The organism is Streptomyces sp. NPDC050625, assembly GCF_040654755.1.
In the GTDB taxonomy this organism is placed as follows: Bacteria; Actinomycetota; Actinomycetes; order Streptomycetales; family Streptomycetaceae; genus Streptomyces.
Window position 1 is genome coordinate 695,877 of sequence record NZ_JBFAIQ010000001.1, and the last position, 24,973, is coordinate 720,849.

General features: G+C 70.2%; 23 protein-coding genes and 1 riboswitch. Of the genes, 11 read left to right on the forward strand and 12 right to left on the reverse strand.

The annotated features are described in order from the left end of the window. Positions 1 to 30 precede the first annotated feature (30 nt). A riboswitch (cobalamin riboswitch) is annotated at positions 31 to 124 on the reverse strand. Positions 125 to 201: 77 nt separating this feature from the next. The 4 genes from AB0I54_RS03240 to AB0I54_RS03255 all read right to left on the reverse strand — a co-directional run bounded on the left by AB0I54_RS03240 (position 202) and on the right by AB0I54_RS03255 (position 3,695). Beyond that, positions 202 to 708: a GNAT family N-acetyltransferase gene (locus AB0I54_RS03240; RefSeq protein WP_363294131.1), complete on the reverse strand. Its 507-nt coding sequence runs from the start codon at positions 706 to 708 to the stop codon at positions 202 to 204. A 102-nt stretch (positions 709 to 810) separates the two neighbouring features. Then, positions 811 to 2,439 (reverse strand): monocarboxylate uptake permease MctP, encoded by a 1,629-nt coding sequence (gene mctP / locus AB0I54_RS03245; RefSeq protein ID WP_363294132.1) that lies wholly within the window; start codon positions 2,437 to 2,439, stop codon positions 811 to 813. Continuing rightward, entirely contained in the window at positions 2,436 to 2,708 is a 273-nt protein-coding gene (locus tag AB0I54_RS03250) for a DUF3311 domain-containing protein (protein WP_363294133.1), read from the reverse strand. The genes mctP and AB0I54_RS03250 overlap by 4 nt, the downstream gene beginning before the upstream one ends. A 222-nt stretch (positions 2,709 to 2,930) precedes the next feature. Beyond that, on the reverse strand, positions 2,931 to 3,695 hold the full coding sequence (locus AB0I54_RS03255; RefSeq protein WP_263212408.1) for a GntR family transcriptional regulator: 765 nt from the start codon (positions 3,693 to 3,695) through the stop codon (positions 2,931 to 2,933). A 408-nt stretch (positions 3,696 to 4,103) separates the two neighbouring features. On the opposite strand from AB0I54_RS03255, the gene AB0I54_RS03260 reads away from it, so the two are divergent. The 4 genes from AB0I54_RS03260 (at position 4,104) to AB0I54_RS03275 (ending at position 8,802) form a co-directional block, all read left to right on the forward strand. Beyond that, a complete protein-coding gene (locus AB0I54_RS03260; RefSeq protein WP_363294134.1) occupies positions 4,104 to 5,387 on the forward strand; it encodes an extracellular solute-binding protein in 1,284 nt (427 codons plus the stop codon). A gap of 74 nt (positions 5,388 to 5,461) precedes the next feature. Continuing rightward, positions 5,462 to 6,448, forward strand: a complete 987-nt coding sequence (locus tag AB0I54_RS03265) for a sugar ABC transporter permease (protein WP_363294135.1) — start codon at positions 5,462 to 5,464, stop codon at positions 6,446 to 6,448. Beyond that, on the forward strand, positions 6,445 to 7,287 hold the full coding sequence (locus AB0I54_RS03270) for a carbohydrate ABC transporter permease (protein ID WP_363294136.1): 843 nt from the start codon (positions 6,445 to 6,447) through the stop codon (positions 7,285 to 7,287). The genes AB0I54_RS03265 and AB0I54_RS03270 overlap by 4 nt, the downstream gene beginning before the upstream one ends. 9 nt (positions 7,288 to 7,296) lie before the next feature. Beyond that, positions 7,297 to 8,802: a glycoside hydrolase family 3 protein gene (locus tag AB0I54_RS03275; RefSeq protein WP_363294137.1), complete on the forward strand. Its 1,506-nt coding sequence runs from the start codon at positions 7,297 to 7,299 to the stop codon at positions 8,800 to 8,802. A gap of 83 nt (positions 8,803 to 8,885) precedes the next feature. Here AB0I54_RS03275 and nagB read toward each other — a convergent pair whose 3' ends face one another. Continuing rightward, complete coding sequence (nagB, locus tag AB0I54_RS03280) at positions 8,886 to 9,671, reverse strand: glucosamine-6-phosphate deaminase (protein ID WP_363294138.1); 786 nt, start codon at positions 9,669 to 9,671, stop codon at positions 8,886 to 8,888. A 172-nt stretch (positions 9,672 to 9,843) separates the two neighbouring features. Between nagB and AB0I54_RS03285 the strand changes: the two genes are divergently transcribed. Then, complete coding sequence (locus AB0I54_RS03285; protein WP_363294139.1) at positions 9,844 to 10,914, forward strand: SIS domain-containing protein; 1,071 nt, start codon at positions 9,844 to 9,846, stop codon at positions 10,912 to 10,914. 32 nt (positions 10,915 to 10,946) lie between these two features. On the opposite strand, the gene AB0I54_RS03290 is transcribed toward AB0I54_RS03285, so the two are convergent. Continuing rightward, a complete protein-coding gene (locus AB0I54_RS03290) occupies positions 10,947 to 11,699 on the reverse strand; it encodes a glucose 1-dehydrogenase (protein WP_363294140.1) in 753 nt (250 codons plus the stop codon). A gap of 98 nt (positions 11,700 to 11,797) precedes the next feature. Here AB0I54_RS03290 and AB0I54_RS03295 point away from each other — a divergent pair, with 98 nt between their 5' ends. Continuing rightward, entirely contained in the window at positions 11,798 to 12,430 is a 633-nt protein-coding gene (locus AB0I54_RS03295; RefSeq protein ID WP_363294141.1) for a TetR/AcrR family transcriptional regulator, read from the forward strand. Between the two features lie 346 nt (positions 12,431 to 12,776). Further along, entirely contained in the window at positions 12,777 to 14,243 is a 1,467-nt protein-coding gene (locus AB0I54_RS03300) for a PAS domain-containing sensor histidine kinase (RefSeq protein WP_363294364.1), read from the forward strand. Between the two features lie 281 nt (positions 14,244 to 14,524). Here the strand turns inward: AB0I54_RS03300 and AB0I54_RS03305 are convergent, their stop codons facing one another. Together AB0I54_RS03305 and AB0I54_RS03310 are read right to left on the reverse strand one after the other, a co-directional pair. Then, positions 14,525 to 14,782, reverse strand: coding sequence for a WhiB family transcriptional regulator (locus tag AB0I54_RS03305; RefSeq protein WP_003992873.1), 258 nt, complete (start codon positions 14,780 to 14,782; stop codon positions 14,525 to 14,527). 319 nt (positions 14,783 to 15,101) lie between these two features. Continuing rightward, positions 15,102 to 16,070, reverse strand: a complete 969-nt coding sequence (locus AB0I54_RS03310) for a diacylglycerol kinase family protein (RefSeq protein ID WP_363294143.1) — start codon at positions 16,068 to 16,070, stop codon at positions 15,102 to 15,104. 116 nt (positions 16,071 to 16,186) lie between these two features. On the opposite strand from AB0I54_RS03310, the gene AB0I54_RS03315 reads away from it, so the two are divergent. Further along, a complete protein-coding gene (locus AB0I54_RS03315) occupies positions 16,187 to 16,642 on the forward strand; it encodes a hypothetical protein (protein WP_363294144.1) in 456 nt (151 codons plus the stop codon). Positions 16,643 to 17,435: 793 nt separating this feature from the next. Here AB0I54_RS03315 and AB0I54_RS03320 read toward each other — a convergent pair. The 3 genes from AB0I54_RS03320 to AB0I54_RS03330 all read right to left on the reverse strand — a co-directional run bounded on the left by AB0I54_RS03320 (position 17,436) and on the right by AB0I54_RS03330 (position 19,452). Next, positions 17,436 to 18,530: an RNA polymerase sigma factor SigF gene (locus AB0I54_RS03320; protein ID WP_363294145.1), complete on the reverse strand. Its 1,095-nt coding sequence runs from the start codon at positions 18,528 to 18,530 to the stop codon at positions 17,436 to 17,438. Then, positions 18,527 to 18,940, reverse strand: a complete 414-nt coding sequence (locus AB0I54_RS03325; protein ID WP_019058277.1) for an anti-sigma regulatory factor — start codon at positions 18,938 to 18,940, stop codon at positions 18,527 to 18,529. Before AB0I54_RS03325 ends, AB0I54_RS03320 begins: the two co-directional genes overlap by 4 nt. 251 nt (positions 18,941 to 19,191) lie before the next feature. After that, positions 19,192 to 19,452, reverse strand: a complete 261-nt coding sequence (locus AB0I54_RS03330) for a UBP-type zinc finger domain-containing protein (RefSeq protein WP_363294146.1) — start codon at positions 19,450 to 19,452, stop codon at positions 19,192 to 19,194. Between the two features lie 60 nt (positions 19,453 to 19,512). Between AB0I54_RS03330 and AB0I54_RS03335 the strand changes: the two genes are divergently transcribed. Beyond that, positions 19,513 to 21,108, forward strand: a complete 1,596-nt coding sequence (locus AB0I54_RS03335) for a Na+/H+ antiporter (RefSeq protein ID WP_363294147.1) — start codon at positions 19,513 to 19,515, stop codon at positions 21,106 to 21,108. 13 nt (positions 21,109 to 21,121) lie between these two features. Here AB0I54_RS03335 and AB0I54_RS03340 read toward each other — a convergent pair whose 3' ends face one another. After that, positions 21,122 to 22,036 carry a pyridoxal-phosphate dependent enzyme gene (locus tag AB0I54_RS03340; protein ID WP_363294148.1) on the reverse strand — a complete coding sequence of 305 codons (915 nt, stop codon included), beginning with the start codon at positions 22,034 to 22,036 and terminating at the stop codon, positions 21,122 to 21,124. Between the two features lie 207 nt (positions 22,037 to 22,243). Here AB0I54_RS03340 and AB0I54_RS03345 point away from each other — a divergent pair, with 207 nt between their 5' ends. Beyond that, complete coding sequence (locus tag AB0I54_RS03345; RefSeq protein ID WP_363294149.1) at positions 22,244 to 23,650, forward strand: family 2B encapsulin nanocompartment shell protein; 1,407 nt, start codon at positions 22,244 to 22,246, stop codon at positions 23,648 to 23,650. A 112-nt stretch (positions 23,651 to 23,762) separates the two neighbouring features. Next, entirely contained in the window at positions 23,763 to 24,902 is a 1,140-nt protein-coding gene (locus AB0I54_RS03350) for a family 2 encapsulin nanocompartment cargo protein polyprenyl transferase (RefSeq protein ID WP_363294150.1), read from the forward strand. The last annotated feature ends 71 nt before the right edge of the window (positions 24,903 to 24,973 follow it).

Sequence of the window (24,973 nt, forward strand, 5' to 3'; positions counted from 1 at the left end):
CGGACCGGACGGCCGGGCGCACTGTCGGCAGGTCCTCGGACTGACGCGAGCGCGCATCACCCCGGGGGGCGGATACGCGCAAGTACACCGTTGCGGGACAGTTCCGGATTCGCACCGGATTCCCCTGCGGCGACAGCGAGCATGAGCATACATCTAGTGCCGGGCTGTCGTGTCACCCCCAGATGTTGTGTCGTGGCGGTCTCAGAGTGTCAACTCGTAGGTGAGGAGAGTGATGTCGTCGAGGTGGGGGAGGGGATTCCAGTCCCGCTCGGGTGTGCGCACGAAGCCCATGCGTTCGTAGATGCGATGGGCGGCCAGCATGGAGCGCTGGGTGGACAGCACGATCCGCACGCAGCCCGGTGTGGCCCGTGCGCGGTCGACACAGGCGCGCACCAGGGCCTCCCCGACACCGCGGCTGCGTGCCGCGTGGCCGACCGCGAGCATCCGTATCTCGGCCTCTCCGGCGCGGGCGATGTCGGCCATGGGCCCGCCTGCCGGCACGAAGGTGACGCCGCCGAGCACTTCGCCGTCCGCCACGGCGACCAGCACCTCCGCGGCGGCCGCGCGCTTGGCCACGTCTCTGAGCTCGCCGACGTAACCGTCGCTCTCCCCGAAGTCGAGGAGGCCGTCCTGGAGATAGGCCTGGGCGGTGATCTCGCCCAGGGTGCCGTACTCGTCCGGAGCCGTCCGCCTGATCTCGATGTCCATGGGACCGAGTGTGCAGGACGGGTACGACAACGGGCCGCCGGATTTTCTCCGGCGGCCCGTTCTTGTCCGCTCAGTGACCGGCGTCCTCGGCGGCCGGCGTCGTCAGTGGTCGGCGTCCGCGGTCGCCGGCGGCAGCTCCACCTGGACGCCCGGGTCGCCGGCGTCCGCCGTGTAGTCCGCCGGGCTGGTCTCGTCGACGCCCTCGGGGGCCTTCAGTGCCTTCAGGGCGAAGGTCAGCACCACCGTGACGGCCACGTTGAGCACAGAGGCGGTGAGGCCGATGTAGCCGATCTCCCCGATGCCCGGGATCTCCTTGGCCGAGCCGCCGAAGTGCTTCTGCGTCGGCGAGGCGACGCCGTACGCGGCGACGGTGCCGTACACCATGCCGACCGCCCAGCCCGCGAGCAGCGCCCAGCGGTGGAACCAGCGGGTGAACAGGCCGCCGACCAGGGCCGGGAAGGTCTGCAGGATCCAGATGCCGCCGAGCAGCTGGAAGTTGATGGCGACCGTCTTGTCCATCGTCAGCACGAAGACCAGGGCGCCCACCTTCACCAGGAGGGAGACCAGTTTGGAGACCTTGGTCTCCTGCGCGGGCGTGGCGTCCGGCTTGATGAAGTCCTTGTAGATGTTGCGGGTGAACAGGTTCGCGGCCGCGATGGACATGATGGCCGCGGGGACGAGGGCGCCGATGCCGATCGCCGCGAAGGCCACGCCCGCGAACCAGTCCGGGAACATGTTCTCGAACAGCTGCGGGATGGCCAGCTGGCCGTTCTGCACCTTGATGCCCGCCGCGATCGCCATGAAGCCCAGCAGGGCCAGCAGGCCGAGCATGAGGGAGTACAGCGGCAGGATCGTGGTGTTGCGGCGGATCACGTCACGGCTCTTCGAGGAGAGCGTCGCGGTGATCGAGTGCGGATACATGAAGAGCGCGAGCGCGGAGCCCAGGGCCAGCGTGGCGTACGTCCACTGGCCGGCCTCCGGCGGGGTCAGGGCGCCGCGCGGCTTGCCGGTCGCCGGGTTGACCTGGCTGAACGCCTCGCTCGCCTTGGTGAAGATGTCGTCGAAGCCACCCAGCTTGATGGGGATGTAGATGATCGCCACCGCGATGACGATGTAGATCAGCGCGTCCTTCACGAACGCGATCAGGGCGGGCGCGCGCAGGCCCGAGGAGTAGGTGTACGCGGCCAGCACGCCGAAGGCGATCAGCAGCGGCAGGTCCTTCACGAACCAGTGGGTGCTCTCGCCGCCGCCGACGCCCATCACGTCGAGGACGGCCTGGATGCCGACCAGTTGGAGCGCGATGTACGGCATGGTCGCCAGGATTCCGGTGACCGCCACCGCCAGTGACAGGCCCTTCGAGCCGAAGCGGCCGCGCACGAAGTCCGAGGTCGTCACATAGCCGTGCCGGTGGGACACCGACCACAGGCGCGGGAGGAACATGAAGATCAGCGGGTAGACGAGGATCGTGTACGGCACGGCGAAGAAGCCGGCCGCGCCCGCCGCGTAGATCGCCGCCGGTACGGCGACGAAGGTGTACGCCGTGTACAGGTCGCCGCCGAGCAGGAACCAGGTGACCCAGGTGCCGAACGACCGTCCGCCCAGGCCCCATTCGTCGAGGCTGTGCTCGTTGTCGGCCCTGCGCCAGCGGGCGGCCAGGAAGCCCATGACCGTGACGGCCAGGAAGAAGAAGACGAAGACGCCGAGCGCGACGCCGTTCACGCCGTCCTTCACTTCGACGCACCCCCGCTCCGCCGGGCGGCCGCGCGGGTGCGCTGGTCACGCTGCCACAGCTTGTACGCGGTCATCGTCAGCGCGGTGGAGATGACCACCCACAGCATCTGGTACCAGTAGAAGAACGGGATCCCGATGAACTCGGGGTCCGCCTTGGCGTAGGAGCCGACCCACAGCATCGCCACGAAGGGCGCGATCAGACAGAGGGCGATGACGACGCGCAAGGGCGTCACCACCGCCGCTCCGGTCACATCCGAGGCATCCGACATCTTGCGACTCCGTCCCCTCGCAGATCACCACTGATCACACGTGTAATGCGCAGGCAATCTAGGCGACGCCGTCACACAAGAGGAAGACCGCATCCTCATATCGGCATGTTGATTCTGTGCAGAAGTCGCCACAGCGGCGGCGCAACCCCCACACAAGACGGTCGCACGCGGACCAGTCGGTCAACTCCCGTTACGCACCAGCCGTTTGAGCCGGGCCGGGCGTCACTCGGCGGGACGCTTGAGGCGGGCCACGAACTTGTAACGGTCGCCGCGGTAGACCGACCGCACCCATTCCACCGGCTTGCCCTCCCGGTCCAGGGAGTGGCGGGAGAGCATCAGCATCGGCAGGCCCACGTCGGTGCCGAGCAGGCCCGCCTCGCGCGGGGTGGCCAGGGAGGTCTCGATGGTCTCCTCGGCCTCCGCGAGGTGGACGTCGTACACCTCGGCGAGCGCGGTGTAGAGGGACGTGTACTTGACGAGCGACCTGCGCAGCGCCGGGAAGCGCTTGGCCGAGAGGTGGGTCGTCTCGATGGCCATCGGCTCGGCGTTGGCCATGCGCAGCCGCTCGATGCGGAGCACCCGCCCGCCGGCCGTGATGTCGAGCAGTTCGGCGAGCCGGTCGTCGGCGGTGATGTAGCCGATGTCCAGCAGCTGGGAGGTCGGCTCCAGGCCCTGGGCTCGCATGTCCTCCGTGTAGGAGGTGAGTTGCAGCGCCTGGGAGACCTTCGGCTTGGCGACGAAGGTGCCCTTGCCCTGGATGCGCTCCAGCCGGCCCTCGACGACCAGCTCCTGGAGGGCCTGGCGGACGGTGGTGCGCGAGGTGTCGAACTCGGCCGCGAGCGTGCGCTCCGGCGGGACCGGCGTGCCCGGCGGCAGCGTCTCCGTCATGTCGAGCAGGTGCTTCTTCAAGCGGTAGTACTTGGGCACGCGCGCGGTACGGACGGTCGCCCCAGCCTCGTTCTCCGCACTGCTGACGTCGGTGCTCATGCTCTGCCTTCCCGGCTCCGTATGCCGAAGCGACCGACGTTCCATCGGTCCCGGCTCACATCGTGGCACGGCTTCGTGTGACAGGGGTCCACCCGCACGCTCCGTGATCTCCCTGTATACCTTTGCGCCCCCCGTTGGTCTAGTCCATCAGGGGTCCCGGTCTCAGTGGTCCACCGGAACTGGTCCGTCCGATCTGTCGCTTGAGGAATGAAAGGTCCCTGCATATCTCGGTCCCATCACGGACGTCCGGAGCCCGCTTGAACACCCTTGACAGGCCTATTGGTCTGGGCCAAGCTCCGGGTACTGGTCTACACCATTGGTCCAGGTCCCGGCCCCATGGGCGGTACGACGCGTCGACGGTCACCGCGGGGAGGCAGGGGGGTTTGTGGCATCCCTGAGGAGGGTGGCGTGAAGCGCAAGCTGATAGCCGCGATCGGTATCGCGGGCATGGTCGTCTCCATCGCGGCGTGTGGCAGTGACAAGAAGGACGACGGCAAGGCACAGGGGTCGGACGCCAAGGAGCTGACCGTCTGGCTCACCGTGGACGCCCAGAACAACTGGCCCAACCTGGTCAAGGCGGCCGACGCCGCCGTGCAGAAGAAGCACCCCGGTATCAAGATCAAGCACGAGTACTACGGCTGGCCGGACAAGAACACCAAGCTGGACGCCGTCCTCGCCACCGACAAGGCCCCCGACGTGGTCGAGATGGGCAACACCGAGATGCTCGGCTACATGGTCAAGGGCGCCTTCGCACCCGTCGACGCCGCGCAGTTCGACAACTCCTCCGCCTGGCTGGACGGCCTCAAGGCCTCCGTGACGTACGACGGCAAGACCTACGGCGTGCCGTACTACGCCGGCGGCCGGGTCGGCACCTGGCGCAAGGACATCGCGGCCGCGTCCGGCATCAAGGCGCCCCCGAAGACCTACACGGAGCTGACCTCCGACCTGGACAAGATCCAGAAGAAGCAGGGCGCCAAGTTCAACGCCTGGTACCAGCCCACCCGTGACTGGTACGCGGCCATGTCCTTCGTCTACGACGCCGGCGGCTCCATCGCCGTCGAGTCCGGCGGCCAGTGGAAGGCCAACCTCTCCTCGCCCGAGTCCCTCAAGGGCCTGAAGGAGTTCAAGACCGTCCTCGACAAGTACATGCACGGCGACAAGACCAAGGACGAGTCCGACCGCTACATCGTCTACGGCCAGGGCAAGTCGGACCTGATCTTCGGTGCGGCCTGGGAGGGCGCGACCGCGGCCGACCCGAAGAACGACAAGACCGGCAAGCTCAAGGACAACCTCGAGAACTTCGTGATGCCCGGCCCGTCCGGCAAGAACCTGCCGGTCTTCCTGGGCGGCTCCGACCTCGCCGTCCCGGTGAAGTCCAAGGCCCAGGGCGTCGCCGCCGAGTGGATCAACGCCTTCACCGGTCCCGAAGGCCAGAAGGGCCTGATGGCCAAGGGCAACCTGCCCAACAACAAGACGGACCTCGCCACCCTGAAGAACGACCCGGCGACCCTCGTCCCGGCCACCGCGGCCGAGTCCAACTGGTTCGTCCCGATGGCCCCCGGCTGGGGCCAGGTCGAGAAGGCCCAGGTCCTGCAGACCATGCTGCAGAACATCGGCACCGGCAAGAAGTCGGTCGAGGCCGCCGCGAAGGACGCGGACGCCGCGATCGACAAGGTCATCAACACCAAGTGACCTGAGATCGGGGCCCTGTCCGCCGGCAGGGCCCCGCTTCTCGTACGACCCGAGGGACCGCTGAGGAGCGCGCGATGAGTGCCGCAGACACGACCACCCCCGCCAAGGTGCCGCCGCCGCGGCAGGCGCCACCACCCGACGTCCCGCAACGGCCAAGGGGAAAGCGGACGTCGAGCGGGGCGGCGACCCCCTGGCTGCTGCTCGCGCCGTGTCTGCTGATCCTCGCCCTGGTGATGGGCTATCCGCTGGTCCGGCTGGTCACCCTGTCCTTCCAGGAGTTCGGGCAGTCCCAGCTGTGGGGCTTCAAGCCGGCCGAGTCGGTCGGGTTCGCCAACTTCTCCAAGGTGCTCGGCGACGGCGAGTTCTGGCAGGTCGTCGTGCGCACGGTGGTGTTCGCGGTCGGCTCGGTCGTCTTCACGATGGTCCTCGGCATGCTGGTCGCCCTGCTGCTCCAGCGGGTCTCCGGCTGGGTGAAGACCCTCGTCAACATCGCGCTGGTGGCCAGCTGGGGCATGCCCGTCATCGTCGCCACCACGGTCTTCAAGTGGCTCTTCGACGCCGACTACGGCATCCTCAACGCCCTGCTGAGCAAGCTGCCGGGCGTCGACCTGATCGGGCACAACTGGTTCGCGAGCGGGCCCGAGGGGCTGGCCGTGATCATGCTCCTGGTGGTCTGGGGAGCGGTCCCCTTCGTGGTCATCACGCTCAGCGCCGGTCTCACCCAGGTCCCCAAGGAACTGGAGGAGGCGGCCCGGCTGGACGGCGCGGGCTCCTGGGGCGTCTTCCGGTATGTCACCCTGCCCATCCTCAAGCCGATCATCGTGATGCTCACGACCCTGTCGGTCATCTGGGACATGGGTGTCTTCCCGCAGGTCTTCGTGATGCGCAACAACCATCCGGAGGCCGAGTTCCAGCTCCTCACCACCTACTCCTACGACCGCGCCTTCGTGGTCAACGACTACGCGCAGGGCTCGGCGATCGCCCTGATCACCGTGGTGCTGCTGCTCGCGGTGGTCGCCGTCTACATGCGTCAGATGCTGAAGATCGGAGAGGTCGAATGAGTGCCCTCGCTCCCCAGGCGCGCCGCCGGCCGAGGCTCGGCTGGAACCTCCTCGGTCTGCTCGTCTTCGTCACCGCGGGCTTCCCCGTCTACTGGATGGTCAACACGGCGTTCAAGCCCGCGAAGGACGCCATCGACCCGGACCCGAGCCTGCTGCCCACGGGCCTCACGCTCGGCAACTTCCGCCGGGCACTGGACATCGCCGACTTCTGGGGCCCGGTCGGCCGCAGCCTGATCGTGTCCCTGACCGTGGTGGCGATCGGCATCGTCGTCGGCATGCTGGCCGCGCTCGCCATCTCCCGGTTCGCCTTCCGCGGCCGCAAGATCGTGATCGTGGGCATCCTGGCGGTGCAGATGGTGCCGCTGGTCGCCATGATCATCCCGGTCTTCCTGCTGCTGAACGACCTCGACCAGTACGACAAGCTCTCCGGCCTGATCATCACCTATCTGACCTTCATCCTCCCCTTCACGGTGTGGACGCTGCGCGGATTCATCGTCAACATCCCCAGGGAGCTGGAGGAGGCCGCGATGGTGGACGGCTGCTCCCGCACCGGCGCCTTCATCCGCGTCGTCTTCCCCCTTCTCGCCCCCGGCATGGTCGCCACCTCGGTCTACGGCTTCATCCAGGCCTGGAACGAGTATCTGTACGCCCTGATGCTGCTCAGCCAGGAGCACCAGACCGCGACCGTGTGGCTCGGCAACTTCACCACCAAGCACGGCACCGAATACGCCCCGATGATGGCCGGTTCCACCATGATGGCCGTGCCGATCGTCGTCCTCTTCCTCCTCGTCCAGCGCAAGATGGCCGCGGGCCTGACCGCGGGCGCCGTGAAGGGATAACGCCACTCGATGACGACATTCGCCAGCGGTACCACTGCGTCCAATTCCAAGGACGGCCTGACGCGCGACGCCCTCACCGTCCTCCAGCCCGGCTTCCCCGGCACCACGGCCCCCGACTGGCTGCTGCGCCGCCTCGGCGAAGGCCTGGCGTCCGTGGGCCTGTTCGGCCGCAACATCACCTCGCCGGAGCAACTGTCCGACCTGACCGCCCAGTTGCGGGCGGAACGGGACGACGTCCTGGTCGCGATCGACGAGGAGGGCGGGGACGTGACCCGCCTGGAGGTGCGGACCGGTTCCTCCTTCCCCGGCAACCACGCCCTCGGCGCGGTCGACGACGTCGAGCTGACCCGGGAGGTGGCCCTCGAACTGGGCCGCCGCCTCGCGGCCTGCGGCGTCAACCTCAACTGGGCCCCGTCCGCGGACGTCAACTCCAACCCCGCCAACCCGGTCATCGGCGTCCGCTCCTTCGGCGCCGACACCGACCTGGTCGCCCGGCACACGGCGGCCTATGTCACCGGCCTGCAGTCCGCCGGGGTCGCCGCCTGCACCAAGCACTTCCCCGGCCACGGCGACACGGCCGTCGACTCCCACCACGCCCTGCCCCGCATCGACGCGGACGCCACACTGCTCGCCTCCCGCGAACTGGCCCCCTTCCGCGCCGCGATCGAGGCCGGCACCCGGGCCGTGATGAGCGCCCACATCCTGGTCCCGGCCCTGGACCCGGACCACCCGGCGACCCTGTCCCGCCGGGTGCTCACCGAACTGCTGCGCGGCGAGCTCGGCTACGACGGCCTGATCGTCACCGACGGCATGGAGATGCAGGCCATCGCCGCCACCTACGGCATCGAACGCGGCAGCGTCCTCGCCATCGCCGCGGGCGCCGACGCCATCTGCGTGGGCGGCGGCCTCGCCGACGACGAGACGGTACGGCGCCTGCGGGACGCCCTCGTCACGGCGGTCCGCTCCGGCGAACTCCCCGAGGAACGGCTGGCGGACGCGGCGCAGCGGGTCCGCGCTCTCGCGCGCTGGACGGCGTCGGCCGCCACCGACGAGCCCGCCGCCACCGCACGGGCCGACGTCGGCCTCGTCGCCGCCCGACGCGCGCTCACCGTCACCCGAGCCGACCCGTACGCGCCCCCGGCCTCGGCCCCCTACGTAGCCGCCTTCACCCCCGTCGCGAACATCGCCGTCGGCGACGAGACCCCCTGGGGCGTCGCCGCGGAGCTGGGCCGGCTGCTGCCCGGCACGGAGACGGGGAGCTTCGCGGGACAGGACGCGGCAGCGGCGGCGCTGGTCGCGGCGGGCGACCGCCGCATCGTGGCCGTCGTCCGCGACGAGCACCGGCACCCGTGGATGGGCGCGGCCCTCGGCACCCTCCTGGCGGCCCGCCCGGACACCATCGTGGTCGAGATGGGCGTCCCCCAGTCCCCGCCACGCGGCGCCCTGCACATCGCCACGCACGGCGCGGCCCGGGTCTGCGGCCGTGCGGCGGCGGAGGTCATCGCCGGCGTGTAGCCCGGGCGCAGGACCCTGCCCACATTGCCGGAAGGCGCCGGACCCCGCGGGGGAGTCCGGCGCCTTCCGGCATGCCGAGAAGGTCAGATCCCCTGCCAGTCCGGCTTGTTGACGTAGGTGTGCCGGAAGTAGTCGGCCAGCTTCAGCTTGGACGCGGCCGCCTCGTCGACGACCACGGTCGCGTGCGGGTGCAGTTGAAGGGCGGAAGCCGGGCAGACCGCGGCCACCGGTCCCTCCACGGTCGCGGCGACCGCGTCCGCCTTGCCCTCGCCGGTGGCGAGCAGCACCAGGTGCCGCGCCTCCAGGATCGTGCCTATGCCCTGGGTGATGACGTGGTGCGGCACCTGCTCGATGTCGCCGTCGAAGAAGCGCGCGTTGTCGATCCGGGTCTGCTCGGTCAGCGTCTTGATCCGAGTGCGCGAGGCGAGCGAGGAGCACGGCTCGTTGAACCCGATGTGCCCGTCGGTCCCGATCCCGAGCAGCTGCAGGTCCACCCCGCCGGCCTCGGCGAGCACCCTTTCGTACGCCTCGCACGCCGCCCGCACGTCCTGCGCCGTGCCGTCCGGCCCCATGAAGGCGGCCATCCCTATCCCGAGCGGCTCCAGCACCTCCCGCCGCAGCACCGAGCGGTAGGACTCCGGGTGCTCCGCGGGCAGCCCCACGTACTCGTCGAGCTGTGCGATCCGGGCCCGCGAGGTGTCCACCGCACCGGAGCGCACCTTGGCCGTCAGCGCCTGGTAGATGGGCAGCGGGGTCGAGCCGGTGGCCACACCGAGCAGCGCTTCGGGCTTGCGCCGCAGCAACTGGGCCATGGCCTCGGCGATCAGCTCGCCACCCGCCTCGGCGTCCGGAACGATGACAACTTCCACGCTGGGCCTGCCGTTCTGGAGAGGGCTGGAAGGTCTATGTGGTTTAGACCAATCTAACATCGACCCCGCACGGGCGGCGCCCCTTCCCAAGGGGTGAAATAGGACCCGTCGACGTTCCGACACCGAGCCGGCAGCGACCCACAGCGCCCCGCGCGCCCCGGGAGGACTCACCATGACCGTCACGACTCCGGACCCCCTCGTCGACCGCCCGGGCCGGATCATGGCCCGCGAGATGGCCGAACAGCCCGCCGTGCTCCGCAGGATCCTGGACGAGGGAGCCCCGGCCGTCCGGCAGGTGGCCCAGGAGATCGCCGCCCGCCGGCCCCGCTTCGTCCTGCTGACCGCCCGCGGCACCTCCGACAACGCCGCCCTGTACGCCAAGTACCTCCTCGAAATCCGCCTGGGCCTGCCCTGCGGCCTCACCTCCATGTCGACCACCACGGCCTACGGGGCCCGCCCCGACCTCACCGATGTCCTCGTCGTGACCGTCAGCCAGTCCGGCGGCTCCCCGGACCTGGTCGCCTCCACCCGGGCCGCCCGTGCCGCCGGCGCCATCACCCTCGCCGTGACCAACAACCCGGACTCCCCACTGGCCGGCGTCTCCGAGTACCACATCGACATCCTGGCCGGACCGGAGAAGGCCCTCCCGGCCACCAAGACCTACACGGCCTCCCTCCTCGCTCTCTATCTCTTCGTCGAAGGCCTGCGCGGCGGTGACGGCGCCCCCGCCAAGGTGCTGCCCGACCTCGCCGAGCAGCTCCTCGCCCGGCAGGACGAGGTCCGCGCCCTCGCCGCCCGCTATCGCTTCGCCGAGCGGATGGTCATCACCTCGCGCGGCTACGGCTACCCCACGGCCAAGGAGGCTGCCCTCAAGCTGATGGAGACCAGCTACATCCCCGCCCTCTCCTACTCCGGAGCCGATCTCCTGCACGGTCCCCTCGCCATGGTGGACAACGTCTCCCCGGTCATCGCGGTCGTCACCGACGGCAGGGGCGGGCAGGCGCTGCAGCCCGTGCTGGACCGGTTGCGCGGCCGGGGTGCCGACCTGGTCGTCATCGGGCCCGAGGGACAGGTCGAACAGGCCTCCGCCGGGTTCGTCCTACCCACGGAAGGGGTCGCCGAGGAGGTCCAGCCGATCCTGGAGATCATCCCGCTCCAGTTGCTGGCCTACGAGGTCACCATCGCCCGCGGCCAGGACCCGGACGCGCCCCGCGCCCTGGCGAAGGTGACCGAGACGCACTGAGGGAGAGCTGGGCGTGAGTACGCCGGTTCGCCTCAGGTCAGGGAACCCCCCGTCGCGTCCAGCCAGTGCCCCGTCACCCAGCGGCCGTCGTCCGAGGCGAGGAAGGCCACCGCGTCGGCGATGTCGGCGGGCGCACCCACCCGCCCCAGCGCCGAGCGCGCGGCGGCACCCTCCCTCGCCTCGTCGCTCGCGCGCAGCCAGCGGGCGTTCATGTCGGTGTCGATGATGCCGGGCGCGACCGAGTTGACCGTGATGCCCCGGGAGCCCAGTTCCTTGGAGAGGTCCCGGGTGAAGACGTCGAGGGCCGCCTTGGTCATCGAGTAGGCCATGAGGTGCGGCATCGCGGCGGAGCGGGCGAGGCCGGACGATATGTTCACCACCCGTCCGCCGTCCCGCAGTCGCTTCGCGCCGAGCTGGACGATGAAGTGCGGCGCCTTCACATTCACTGCGAACAGCCGGTCGAACTCCTGCTCGTCGATGTCGGCGAACGGTCGCGAGGCGCCGATTCCGGCGTTGTTCACCAGGATGTCCAGGCCGTCCGCGTGCCGGTCGAACTCCTCCCACAGGTGCTCGGCGTCCCCCGGCATGCCCAGCTCCGCCCTGATCGCGAACGCGCTGCCGCCCGCCTCCTCGATCGCGGCGACCGTCTTCTCGGCCGCCTTCTCGTGGCGTCCGTAGTGCACCGCGACCCGGGCTCCGTCCCGCCCCAGCCGCTCCGCGATGCCGCGCCCGATTCCCCTGCTCGCTCCCGTGACCAATGCCGTCCTGCCGCTGAGCACGCCCATGCCGGCGCCCCCCTCCACGTTTTTCTAGTGGTCGCTACAGAAAAGACCGTACAACACCCCGCCGACATTTCTCTAGGGCCCGCTATAAAATACCCTCCATGGTGCGTAACGAGGAGACGAAACCGCAGGCCGGGGCCGTGACCAAGGCGCGCGGCCGCCCCCGCTCCTTCGATCGCGGGACGGCGCTGGAGAAGGCCGTCATGGCCTTCTGGGAGCGCGGCTACGAGGCGACCTCCGTCTCCGACCTCACCCGGATCATGGGCATCGGCGCCCCGAGCCTGTATGCGGCCTTCGGGGACAAGCGCTCCCTGTTCGAGGAGGTGGTACGGGTCTACGCCGGGTCGTACGGCTCGTTCACGCGCCGCGCCCTGGACGAGGAGACGACGGCTCGCGCCGCGGTGGAGCGGCTGCTGCGCGAGGCGGCGGTGGAGTTCACCGATCCCGGCCATCCGTACGGCTGCCTGGTGACCCATGCCGCCACCAACTGCACGACTCCCGAGGTCGAGGAGGCCTTGCGGCGGCAGCGCAACGCCAACGTGGCGGCCCTGGAGAGCCGTATAAGAGCGGACGTCGCGACCGGTGAGCTGCCGGAGGGGGCCGACGCCGGCGCGCTCGCCCGCCATGCGGCCGCCGTCTTCCAGGGCATGTCCCAGCAGGCGCGCGACGGCGCGAGCCGTGAGGAACTGGAGGCAGTCGCGGAAATTGCCATGGCCATCTGGCCCCGCAGCTGACCCGGGCGGGCTAGGCTGCCATCCGTCAACTGTGAACAACCTCCAACGCATGGACACACAACGTGGTCTAGTCCACAATGCGTAGGAGGCCTGCGTGCGGTATGACCGCGACGCAGCCGCACTCTTCCGTCTTCCCCGCACAGGAGGGCGGACCGAGGATCCGGAGCTCTCTGCCCTGACTGCCCCGGTTCCTCATCCTTCGGCCGACCGGGACCGCACACCCCACGGCCGATACTGCTCCGGGCTGCGGTGCCGGGAGGGTTGAGGGTCCCTCCCAGGCGCCGCGGCCCGCGGGTGTTTTTCGGCCGTGCACAAATGCCCGGGTACGCTCGCACACGTGCCCTCCATGAACGAACTCGTACGCCAGCACACCGCCCTCGACGACTCCGATCTCGAGTGGCTCCACCTGCTGGTCTCGGAGTGGCAGCTGCTCTCCGACCTGTCCTTCGCCGACCTGGTCCTGTGGGTTCCCACGCTCGACGGCACGCGGTACGTCTCGGTCGCCCAGATGCGGCCCAACACCGGCCCCACCTCCTACCAGGACGACATGGTCGGCCACCTCGTCCCGCGCGGCCGCCGCCCCATGCTGGACGCGGCGCTCGACGAGGGCCGGATCGTGCGCGAGGGCGACCCGGAGTGGCGCGAGGAGGTCCCCGTACGGGTCGAGTCCATCCCCGTACGGCGGGAGGGGCGGGTCCTCGGTGTCATCGCCCGCAACACCAATCTGCTCACCGTGCGGACCCCGAGCCGCCTGGAGCTGACCTACCTCCAGAGCGCGTCCGACCTCGCGCAGATGATCGCGGCCGGTTCCTTCCCCTTCCCCAACCAGCAGGTCGACATGGATGCCTCGCCGCGCGTCGGCGACGGCCTGATCCGGGTCGACGCGGACGGCATCGTCCAGTACGCCTCGCCGAACGCCCTGTCCGCCTACCACCGCATGGGCCTCGCCTCCGACCTCGTCGGCCATCACCTGGGCACGACCACCGCCGAACTCGCCCCGACCCGGGGGCCGGTGGACGAGGCGCTGGCCAAGGTCGCCAGCGGTTGGGCGCCGAGGGAGTTCGAGATCGAGGCGAACGACGGAGTGATCCAGTTCCGGGCGATCCCGCTCAAGCCCAAGGGCACCCGCATCGGTTCGCTGGTGCTGCTCCGGGACGTCACCGAACTGCGCCGCCGCGAACGCGAGTTGATCACCAAGGACGCGACCATCCGGGAGATCCACCACCGGGTGAAGAACAACCTCCAGACGGTCGCGGCCCTGCTGCGCCTCCAGGCCCGGCGCATCGAGTCCGACCGGGGCCGGGAGGCGCTGGAGGAGGCCGTACGGCGGGTCGGCTCGATCGCGATCGTGCACGAGACGCTGTCCCAGAACCTGGACGAGCGCGTGGAGTTCGACGAGATCGCCGACCGGGTGCTCGCGATGGTCGCCGAGATCTCGCCCGGCAAGGTCACCGGCCGGCGCAGCGGCGTCTTCGGCGTGCTCGACGCCGAGGTCGCCACCCCGTTGTCCATGGTCCTGACCGAAATCCTGCAGAACGCCCTGGAACACGGCTTCCGGGAGAGTGACACCGGCACGGTCGAGGTCTCGGCGGTCCGCGGCGGCACCAGCAAGGAGGCCCGGCTCCTTGTCACCGTCCAGGACGACGGGGTCGGTCTGCCCGAGGACTTCGACCCGCAGACCGCGGGCAATCTGGGGCTGCAGATCGTACGGACCCTGGTCGAGGGCGAGTTGGGCGGCACGTTCGACATGGTCCCGGCGCCGGGGCGGGGGACACGGGTGATCCTGGACATTCCGGTACGAGCGCATAAGTAAGACGCAAGTGAGGCGTCAGTAAGGCGCAAGCAAGGTGGAAATAGGGGGTATTGGGCCGGATGCCGATCGGACGGCACATCGCCCCGGACGGCGGACGGCACCCCCCTCACCCCGCACAGCAAAGAGCCCCGGACCTTTGTTCAGGTCCGAGGCCAGTGCTCGCTGCTGCTCTTCTACTACTAAGCGCATCGGGGGTACTGCGCGCTGCGGCTCGGGGGCGGGAGATGCGTACTCGCTGTACGCGCCGCCAAGCTCAGGCTGTCAGAGCGGGGTGGGTTGGGTCAGGCGGAGGCCTGACGGGCCCGGTTGCGGGCGGCGCGGCGCTTCATGGCGCGGCGCTCGTCCTCGCTGAGACCACCCCAGACGCCGGAGTCCTGGCCGGACTCAAGCGCCCACTGCAGACACTGCTCGATAACGGGGCAGCGACGGCAGACGGCCTTGGCTTCCTCGATCTGCAGCAGCGCAGGACCGGTGTTGCCGATGGGGAAGAAGAGCTCGGGGTCTTCCTCGCGGCAAACGGCGTTGTGACGCCAGTCCATGGCTGCTACCTCTCCTTGGTATTACGTGCTGATTGCTTGTGAATGTGAACGCTTTCACGAATCCCTCAACAAGGGAAGGGCCTACTGCCAGGTTCACCGGCGTGGTCCTGTGGTTTGAAGAGGGGTTCTGGTGATCAGCGGAGGCCGGTGTTGCGGGCCGTCCCGATCGCCACGTAGAGACTCGCAAACCTCAGCGGCGGATACAACCCCTTCCGAAAAGTTTTTTTTGATTCCTCGGTGTCGACTGGGTCACAGCCGTACTTCCATGGGGTGGATCCTGGCCTAAACGTTCGAGTGAAAGGACTTTTGCCTGTTCCACTCACACAATCACACGCAGTGCGCGGCGTACGCCTGTGAACGTCACGCTCGTACGCAGCCCGAGGTGGTCTCCGTCCATCTGGAGGGGCAGTGGCACCTTCGAATGCAAGGTGAACTGGTCCAGGTCGTGCAGGGAGGTGGCATGCCTGCCATGGGGGCCGCGCTCGGGGGACGAAGTGAGCAACTGTGTGCCATACCGGGCAACCGCGGCCGTGGACAGACGGCTGAGACCGAGTACGTCGATGCCTTTATCGAACGAGGCCTTAGGTGACGTGTACATAGGGCGATTGCCGAGATAGGTCCAAGGGGACGTGTTCGAGACTATCGCCACGACGAGATCGGTCACCGGGTCGGCGCCGGGCCGTTCGAGCGTGATCGGGCCGTGTCGCCGGTGCTGCTCGCCGAGGAACTGCCGGACGACCTGACGGACGTAGAGCGCGTGGGTGGACTTCCTGCCGCGCTCGCGCTGCTGCTCGACGCGGCCGACGACGCCCGCGTCGAAACCGAGGCCGGCGTTGAAGGTGAACCAGCGGGCGGGAACGGCCTCGTCATCCGTGGCGGGAGTGCCCGAGGTGAGTCCCAGGCCGACGATGCGCTCGCGTTCTTCACGCAGCGCGTCCAGCAGGGCGCCGGTGGCCTCCACGGGGTCGTTGGGCAGGCCCAGGGCGCGGGCGAACACATTGGTGGAGCCGCCGGGGACCACGGCGAGGCCGGGGAGGCGCTCGGGATCGGGGCCGTTGTGGAGGAGGCCGTTGACGACCTCGTTGACGGTGCCGTCGCCGCCGAGGGCCACCACCAGGTCTATGTCGTCGCTCTCGGCGGCCTGGCGGCCGAGGTCACGTGCATGGCCGCGGTACTCGGTGGTGACCGCCTCCAGCTTCATCTCACTCGCCAGGGCGTGGATCAGCACGTCACGCCTACGTGCGCTTGTGGTGGTTGCCGCCGGATTGACCACGAGAAGTGCACGCATGAGTTGCAGCGTACCTACTGGGTGGTACTGGGCCCATACCGAGGTAGGGATCAGGTAAGAGACAGGGCCGTGAGCCTGGACACCTGGGGCTGTTCGGCGAGGGCTACCCTTCAGAGGTGAGCAGCGAGCAGAACCCCACCACGGACACCATGGAAGCCGACGGCCCGCGCCCGCGACGCCTGACGTACGCGGCGGCGCTGGCCGCGCTGGAGGGCGCCGCGCTGCTGATCGGGGGCGTGTGGATGCTCGTGCTCGGTGTCAGCGGCGACCCCGACGACCGGCAGCAGGCGGTGACCGGAGGCGTCACGCTGATCGTCCTCGCCCTGCTTCCGCTGCTCGCCGCGCGTGGCCTGCTGCTGCGGCGCGGCTGGAGCCGCGGTCCCGCCGTGATCACCCAGATCATGGCCCTGCCCGTGGCCTACAACCTCCTCCAGGCCGACAGCATGGCCATCCCGGCCGGCATCGCCCTGGCCGTGGTCGCGGTGACGTCCCTGGTCCTGCTGGTCAACCCGACGACGACCCAGGCCCTGGGAATCCGGGGGCCGGGGCGCTCGGAGGAGCCGAAGGGGTAACCCTGGGCGGTGGCCGACGCGGGCTGCTGTCGGCGGCCGGTGCCGCGAGTGAGCGCGTGCGGAGAACGGGGCGAGTGCTCCCGGCAGGCGAGGTGAGGGTGCCGAGCGACGGCGCAGAGCACTGTCGCGTACGGGCGCGCCTCCAACTGATCGGTGCGAGTTTGCCTGCGGGCGGGGCTGTGGGCTCCGCGCGCGCCGCGAGAGTGCTCGGGGCCCGGGGGCGTGGGCTCTTCCGGAGGGCAGGGTGAGCGCTTGGAGAACGGGGCGAAGGTGCTTGGCGACCGGGGCGAGTGCTCCCGGCGGGCGGAGTGCGGGCACTTGTGACCGTATGAGCGGTGCCAGCGGCCGCGCGGGCGAGGTGGGCGCTCTCGACGGTCCGTGCGAGAGCGCTCGGGGCCTGGGCCGGGGGTTCCGGAGGGCAGGGTGAGCGTGCCTCGTGGGGGCGCTCGTGCTCGGGGTCGGCCGGTGCGTGTGTGCCTGGCGGTAGAGGCGTGCGGTTCCCGCGGGCTGTGCGTGCGTGCTCGGCGATCGCATCCGTCGGGCCGCTGATGAGGCGGGGGCGTCCGCGATCGGCCGAGAGCGCGGGGCGAAGGTGTCTGGTGACTGGGGCGGACGTTCCCAGCGGTCGGGGCTGAGCCATGGAGCCCTCTGCCGGGCATCGGGCAGGTGGGCGTGGGTGTCCCCGGAGGGGCGAGCCGATCTTGGGTGTGCGGCTCGCGTTTCCTCGTGTTCGGCGGGTTGCTCGCCTGGCCGGTGTTTCCGGCGGCAGCGCCTGTGCCCCGTCCGTCGGGTGCTACTCCTCCACCAGCAGCTTCTCCCGGAGCTGAGCCAGGGTTCGGGCCAGTAGGCGGGAGACGTGCATCTGGGAGATGCCCACCTCCTGGGCGATCTGGGACTGGGTCATGTTGCCGAAGAAGCGGAGCAGCAGGATTCGCTTCTCGCGAGGCGGGAGGTCCTCCAGGAGCGGCTTGAGGGACTCGCGGTACTCCACGCCTTCCAGGGCCTCGTCCTCCGCGCCGAGGGTGTCGGCGACGGCCGGCGACTCGTCGTCGGTGTCGGGGACGTCCAGGGAGAGGGTGGAGTACGCGTTGGCCGACTCCAGGCCCTCCAGGACCTCCTCCTCCGAGATGGCGAGCTTCTCGGCGAGTTCGTGGACCGTGGGGGAGCGCCCGTGCTGCTGGGAGAGCTCGGCCGTGGCCGTGGTCAGCGCCAGGCGCAGTTCCTGCAGACGGCGCGGAACGCGGACCGCCCAGCCCTTGTCCCGGAAGTGCCGCTTGATCTCGCCGACGACCGTCGGCGTGGCGTACGTCGAGAACTCCACGCCGCGATCCGGGTCGAAGCGGTCCACCGACTTGATCAGCCCGATGGTGGCGACCTGGGTGAGGTCGTCCAGCGGCTCGCCGCGGTTACGGAACCGGCGCGCGAGGTGCTCGACGAGCGGCAGATGCATGCGGACCAGCTGATTGCGCAGCTCCGCGTACTCGGGGCTGCCCTCCTTCAGCTTGCGCAGCTCGACGAACATAGCGCGCGCTCCGCTGCGGTCCTGCGGGTCGTGATGCGCACCCTGCAGACCCGGTACGCCCTGCGCGCCCTGCTCGTCGTCCCGTTCGTGCTCGCTCATCGTCCCGCCCGTCGCCCTTCCCCGAGCCCTCGCCTCGGCTCGGATCGGGGACACGCCCCCGTTCCGCCCTGCCGGAGACGCGCTCTGCACGGCACCTTCGAAGCCGGCCTCCGCGGAGTCGTCCTCCGGATGAGGCCTGGCCTGCTCGGGGATGCCGTCGATGCCGTCAGCCATGCGTCGGGAACCGTCCGCAGAGCCTGCGCCCTCGACCGGCAACTCCCGTGTGCCGCGCTCTTCGTCCCGCACCGGCCCGTCCCCGTTCCTCACGCCGGCCCGGGTCCCGCGCCGCGCTGTTTGTAGAGGCTGATCGACACGGTCTTGTCCTCGTCGACGGCCGAGGAGACCTTGCCCGCCAGGGCCGACAGCACGGTCCAGGCGAAGGTGTCCCGCGCGGGCGCGTGGCCGTCCGTCGTCGGGGCCGACACCGTGACCTCCAGCGAGTCGTCGACGAGCCGGAAGACACAGCTGAGCACCGAGCCGGGCACGGCCTGCTGGAGCAGGATCGCGCAGGCCTCGTCCACCGCGATGCGCAGGTCCTCGATCTCGTCCAGGGTGAAGTCCAAGCGGGCCGCGAGACCGGCCGTGGCCGTCCGAAGCACCGAAAGGTAGGCACCCGCAGCCGGCAGCCGGACTTCCACGAAGTCCTGGGTCGCGGGCTCGCCTGCGATCTGGGACACCCTCACCTCCATGGTGGTACAAGCTATTCGGGGCCGAGGGTCGCCCCTCGGGGTAAACGCACTACGTGGTTCAGCGGTGACGCTATCGCGCTCCGAACTTTTCTGTCCCCGGGACCCCAACCCCCTGGCGTCACTCACAGTAAAGCTGTGGATACGCTCCGTGTCTAGAGGGTCCGCGGGCCCAAATGGGAAGAGCGCGCGCCGGGTTGACGTACCCAGACGTCAGACCGTCGAACCGTCCGGATCCAGGGTCACACGAGTACATGGTCGACGAAGCACCACCGCCAGTTCTCACCGGGCTCGAAGGTCCGCATCACGGGGTGACCGGACTGCTCGTGGTGCTCCGTGGCGTGTCTCCCCGGTGAGGAGTCGCAGCAGCCGACGTGGCCACAGCTCAGGCACAACCGCAGCTGCACCGGGTGCGTACCGCGCGCGAGACACTCCGGACAGGTCTCGTTCTGCGGCTCCGGTTCGGGGTGCGGCAGCGCGTCGGCATGCGTGCACTGTTTCATGATTGCCAGATTACGACGGGCGTGCGGGTGGCCGCGCGGAAAAAGAGGGCGGGCGAGGACATGGACGTGATGCCGCTGCTGTTGCTGGTGGCGGGCAGTGCGGCGGTCGCCGCGGCGGCGCGGCGCACCCCGGTGCCGGCGCCGCTGCTGCTGGTCGCGGTCGGCCTGGCCGTCTCGTACGTCCCCGGGGTGCCCGACTACACCCTCGACCCCGAGGTCGTACTCCCGCTTCTGCTGCCCCCGCTGCTGTACACCTCGGCCACCGACAGCTCGTACCTGGACCTGCGCGCGCAGCTGCGGCCGGTGGCGCTGCTGTCGGTCGGATACGTGCTCTTCGCGACCTTCGTCGTCGGCTGGGCCGTCTATCAGATCGTCCCGGGGATGCCGCTGACCGCGGCACTGGTGCTCGGCGCGGTGGTCGCGCCGCCGGACGCGGTGGCGGCGACGGCGGTCGCGCGCCGGGTGGGGCTTCCCTCCCGCATCACGACGATCCTCCAGGGTGAGTCCCTGCTAAACGACGCCACCGCGATCACCGCCTACAAGGTGGCGCTGGCCGCCGCCGTCGGCGAGGCCGCCAGCTGGGCCGGTGGGATCCGGGAGTTCCTGGTCGCGGCCGTCGGCGGCGTCGGGGTCGGTCTGGTGCTGATGGCCCCCCTCCACTGGCTGCGTACGCACCTGAAGGAGCCGCTGATCCAGAACACGCTCTCCCTGCTGATCCCGTTCGTCGCGTACGGCGTCGCCGAGCAGGTGCACGCCTCGGGCGTCCTCGCGGTCGTGGTCGTCGCCCTCTATCTGGGGCACCGCGCGTGGGAGGTCGACTTCGCCACCCGCCTCCAGGAGGAGGCGGTGTGGAAGATGGTCGCCTTCATCCTGGAGTCGGCGGTCTTCGCGCTCATCGGACTGCAGCTGCCGGTCGTCCTCAAGGGCCTCGGCGAGTACGAGGGCCCGCGGGCCACCTGGTACGCGGTGGCCGTCTTCCTGGTGGTCGTCGTGGCCCGGTTCGTCTGGGTCTATCCGGCGACCTTCCTGCCGCGGATGCTGTCGGCGCGGATCAGGGAACGCGAGGCGGACCCCACCTGGAGGGGGGCGATGGTCACCTCGTGGGCGGGAATGCGCGGTGTGGTGTCCCTGGCCATCGCCTTCTCCATCCCGGCCACGACGCACGGCGGCCACCCCTTCCCGCAGCGCAACCTGATCCTTTTCCTGACCTTCACGACGGTCATCGGGACGCTGGTGGTGCAGGGGCTGACGCTGCCCCCGCTGATCCGCCTGCTGAAGTTCCCCGGCCGCGACGCGCAGGCCGAGACGCTCGCCGAGGCCAACGCGCAGGCGCAGGCGTCCCGGGCCGCCGAGCAGCGCCTCGACGAGCTCCTGTCCGACGAGCGCAACGCCCTGCCGCCGCCGCTCGCCGACCGCCTCCGCACCGTCCTGGAGCGCCGCCGCAACGCCGTCTGGGAGCGGCTCGGGCAGGTCAATCCCATCACCGGCGAGACGGTCGACGACACCTACCGCCGGCTGTCCCGGGAGATGATCGGCGCCGAGCGCGAGGTGTTCGTCAAACTGCGCGACCACCGCTACATCGACGACGAGATGCTCCGCACCCTGCTGCGCAGGCTGGACCTGGAGGAGGCGGCGGCCTACCGGGAAGCGGCCTAGAGCCGGCCGGGTCCTAGCGTTCGGGGAAGGGGCGGCCGGTGACGACCGCCGCGAGGGTCGTCCCGCGCGGGAAGGCGCCCGCCTCTGCCAGGGTGACGAGTCCGTACAGCAACTTGGCGACATAGAGACGTTCGACGGGCAGGCCGTGCCGGTCCTCGAAGTCCTCGGCGAAGGCGTCGAGCTCGGGGGTGGTGCGGGCGTAACCGCCGAAGTGGAAGTGGTCGTCGACGGACCAGGTGCCGATGCGGGCACGGAAGGCCCGCTCCTGCAGGGACCGTATGTCGGCGGTCAGAAAGCCGCCCTTGAGGACGGCGATGCCCAGAGCGCGCTGCTCCGGGGCGAGTCCGGCGGCGAGGCCGGCCAGTGTGCCGCCGGTGCCGCAGGCGAGGGCGACGACGTCGGCCCGGCCGCGCAACTCCTCGCCGAGGGCCCGGCAGCCGCGCACGGCCGCGGCGTTGCTGCCACCCTCCGGAACGACGTACGCGTCCTCGGCGCCGGCTGCGCGCAGGACGGCGTCCAGGGTCTCCGGCTCCGCTTTGCGTCGGTACGTCGTCCTGTCGACGAAGTGCAGCCGCATGCCGTCGGCGGCGCAGCGGGCGAGGGAGGGGTTGAGGGGGCGGTCGGCCAGCTCCTGGCCGCGGACCACGCCGACCGTGGACAGACCGAGCAGACGGCCCGCGGCGGCCGTGGCCCGCAGATGGTTGGAGTACGCCCCGCCGAAGGTGACCAGCGCGCGCCCCGCCGCCGCCTCGATGTTCGGCACGAGTTTGCGCCACTTGTTGCCGATCAGCTCGGGGTGGATCAGATCGTCGCGCTTGAGGAGGAGACGGACGCCGTGAGACTCGAAGCGGTCGTCCCCGATCGCCTGGAGCGGTGAGGGGAGCCGGGGGCCAAGGGCGGCGGGATCGGGGGTGTCGGCGCTGGTCACCCGGCCATTGTCGCCCGCCGGGTCCGCCGGTGGGCGGGCCGCGCTGCGGTCGCCGGTACTGGACAGGATCGCTCTGCCTGCCCAGTCGTACGATGATCCATTCCCGCTCTTTCGGGTAATTGAGCGGACACGCTGAGTGAGGGACGCTGGCTAGAGACCGAGGCCCGCGCAGTTCGGCGCTCGGCATGACCGGGAGGGCGTTTCCTTATGTCGGTAGGCGAAGAGGTCCGCACGGATCAGGGCAAGCCGCAGCAGTCCCTGGACACCGCTGCCGCGCGGAACCTGGCCACCACCACCAAGTCCGCTCCTCAGATGCAGGAGATCAGCTCCCGCTGGCTGCTGCGGACGCTGCCATGGGTGAACGTGCACGGCGGCACGTACCGGGTCAACCGGCGACTGACGTACGCGGTCGGCGACGGCCGCATCACCTTCGTGAAGACCGGCGACCGTGTCGAGGTCATCCCGGCCGAGCTCGGCGAGCTGCCGGCCCTGCGGTCGTACGAGGACGGGGAGGTGCTGTCGGAGCTGGCCCAGCGCTGCCGGCAGCGGGACTTCGCACCGGGTGAGGTCATCGCCTCCTTCGGCAGCCGGACCGACGAGGTGTACCTGCTGGCCCACGGCAGGGTCGAGAAGGTCGGCACCGGCCCGTACGGCGACGACGCGGTCCTCGGCGTCCTCGGCGACGGGTCCTACTTCGGCGAGCAGTCGCTGCTCGACCCCGACGCCATCTGGGAGTACACGGCCCGCGCGGACACCGCCTGCACCGTGCTGATCCTGTCCCGCGAGCACTTCGAGCAGGTCGCCGAGCGCGCCGACTCGCTGCGTGAGCACCTCCGGCAGATGCGCTCGATCCCCGAGCAGCGCACCAACAAGTACGGCGAGAAAGCGGTCGACCTCGCGGCCGGCCACAGCGGTGAGCCGGACATCCCGCACACCTTCGTCGACTACGAGGCCAGGCCGCGGGAGTACGAACTGAGCATCGCCCAGACCGTGCTGCGCATCCACACGCGCGTGGCCGACCTCTACAACCAGCCGATGAACCAGACGGAACAGCAGCTCCGGCTGACGGTCGAGGCGTTGAAGGAGCGCCAGGAGCACGAGCTCGTCAACAACCGTGAGTTCGGGCTGCTGAACAACTGCGAGTACGACCAGCGGCTCCAGCCGCACGACGGCGTACCCAGCCCGGACGACATGGACGAGCTGCTCAGCCGCCGGCGCGGCACCAAGCTCTTCCTGGCCCACCCGCGCGCGATCTCCGCGTTCGGCCGTGAGCTCAACAAGCGGGGACTCGTCCCGGAGACCGTAGAGATCGGGGGCAACCGCATCCCCACCTGGCGCGGAGTGCCGATCTACCCGTGCAACAAGATCCCGGTCACCCCGGAGCGCACGACGTCGATCATCGCCATGCGTACGGGCGAGGACGAGCAGGGCGTCATCGGGCTGCGGCAGGCCGGAATCCCGGACGAGATCGAGCCGAGCCTGTCCGTCCGCTTCATGGGCATCAACGAACAGGCCATCATCAACTACCTGGTCACGGCCTATTACTCGGCAGCGGTCCTGGTCCCGGACGCGCTCGGCGTGCTGGAGAACGTCGAGATCGGTCGCTGGAGGTGACGTTCGCGCACTTCGCGGCCGTGTCCCCGCCCCTCGGGGCGGGTAGGTCATCCGGGTACGCGCCCAGTCGGAGCGGAAGCGCCACCGTCCGCCGACGCCGCGAAGGGGGCCCATGGCCGAGTTCATGACGGAGACGAAGCAGCGCCCCGCCGTAGTACCGCAGGCCAATGGGTCGCCGGAGCCGTGCCGGCGGCGAAGGCCCGCCGGGGTGGCCGGGCCCGGCCCGCTCGACGAGCACGAGGCGGCGGTGATCCTGGACCGGGCCAGGGCGTCGGTCGACCCCCAACTGCGCGCCGCCATCGAATCGTTGCCCGGATCGATGCGCCGGATCGCGCTCCACCACTTCGGGTGGGAGCAGGCGGACGGCACTGCGGCGGCGGGCAACGCGGGCAAGGCGATCAGACCCGCGCTCGTCCTCGCCGCGGCCACCGCGCTGGGCGGACCGGGCGCACGGGCCACGGCCGTACGGGCGGCGGTGGCGGTGGAACTGGTCCACAACTTCACGCTGCTGCACGACGACGTGATGGACCGGGACACCTCCCGCAGACACCGGCCCACGGCGTGGACCGTGTTCGGCGACGCCGACGCGATCCTCGCCGGGGACGCCCTCCAGGCGCTGGCCCTCAAGCTGCTCGCCGGGGATCCGCACCCGGCCGCGGGGGCGGCCGCCGCGCGGCTCGCCGACTGCGTCGTCGAGTTGTGCGCGGGCCAGCACGCGGACACGGCCCTGGAGAAGCGCCGTCCGGACGAGGTCACCCTCGACGAGGCGCTCGCCATGGCCGAGGCCAAGACCGGCGCGCTGCTCGGGTGCGCCTGTGCCCTCGGCGCGCTGTACGCGGGGGCCGGGGAGGGCGAGGTGGCGGCGCTGGACGCGTTCGGGCGGCAGGCCGGGCTCGCCTTCCAGCTGATCGACGACGTGATCGGCATATGGGGCGACCCCAGCCGCACCGGCAAGCCGGCCGGTGCGGACCTCGCCGCCCGCAAGAAGTCGCTGCCCGTGGTCGCGGCGCTCGCCTCCGGCACGCCGGCGGCGGCCGAGCTCGCCGAGTTGTACGGACGGCCGTACGAGCGGCAGGACCTGGAGCGGACGGTGCTGGCCGTCGAGCGGGCGGGCGGTCGTGACTGGGCACAGGCCCAGGCGGCCGACCGGATGGGCCGGGCGGTGCAGGAGCTGGCCCGCGCGGTCCCCGACCCGGAGTCGGCGGGCGACCTGCTCGCGCTGGCCGAGTTCGTGACCCGGCGCAGCAGTTGAGGCCGACGCCCGTCGGCACCTGATGGACCCCGGCGCCTCCGGGGCCGTGCGGCTCCTGACTCCGCATGGCC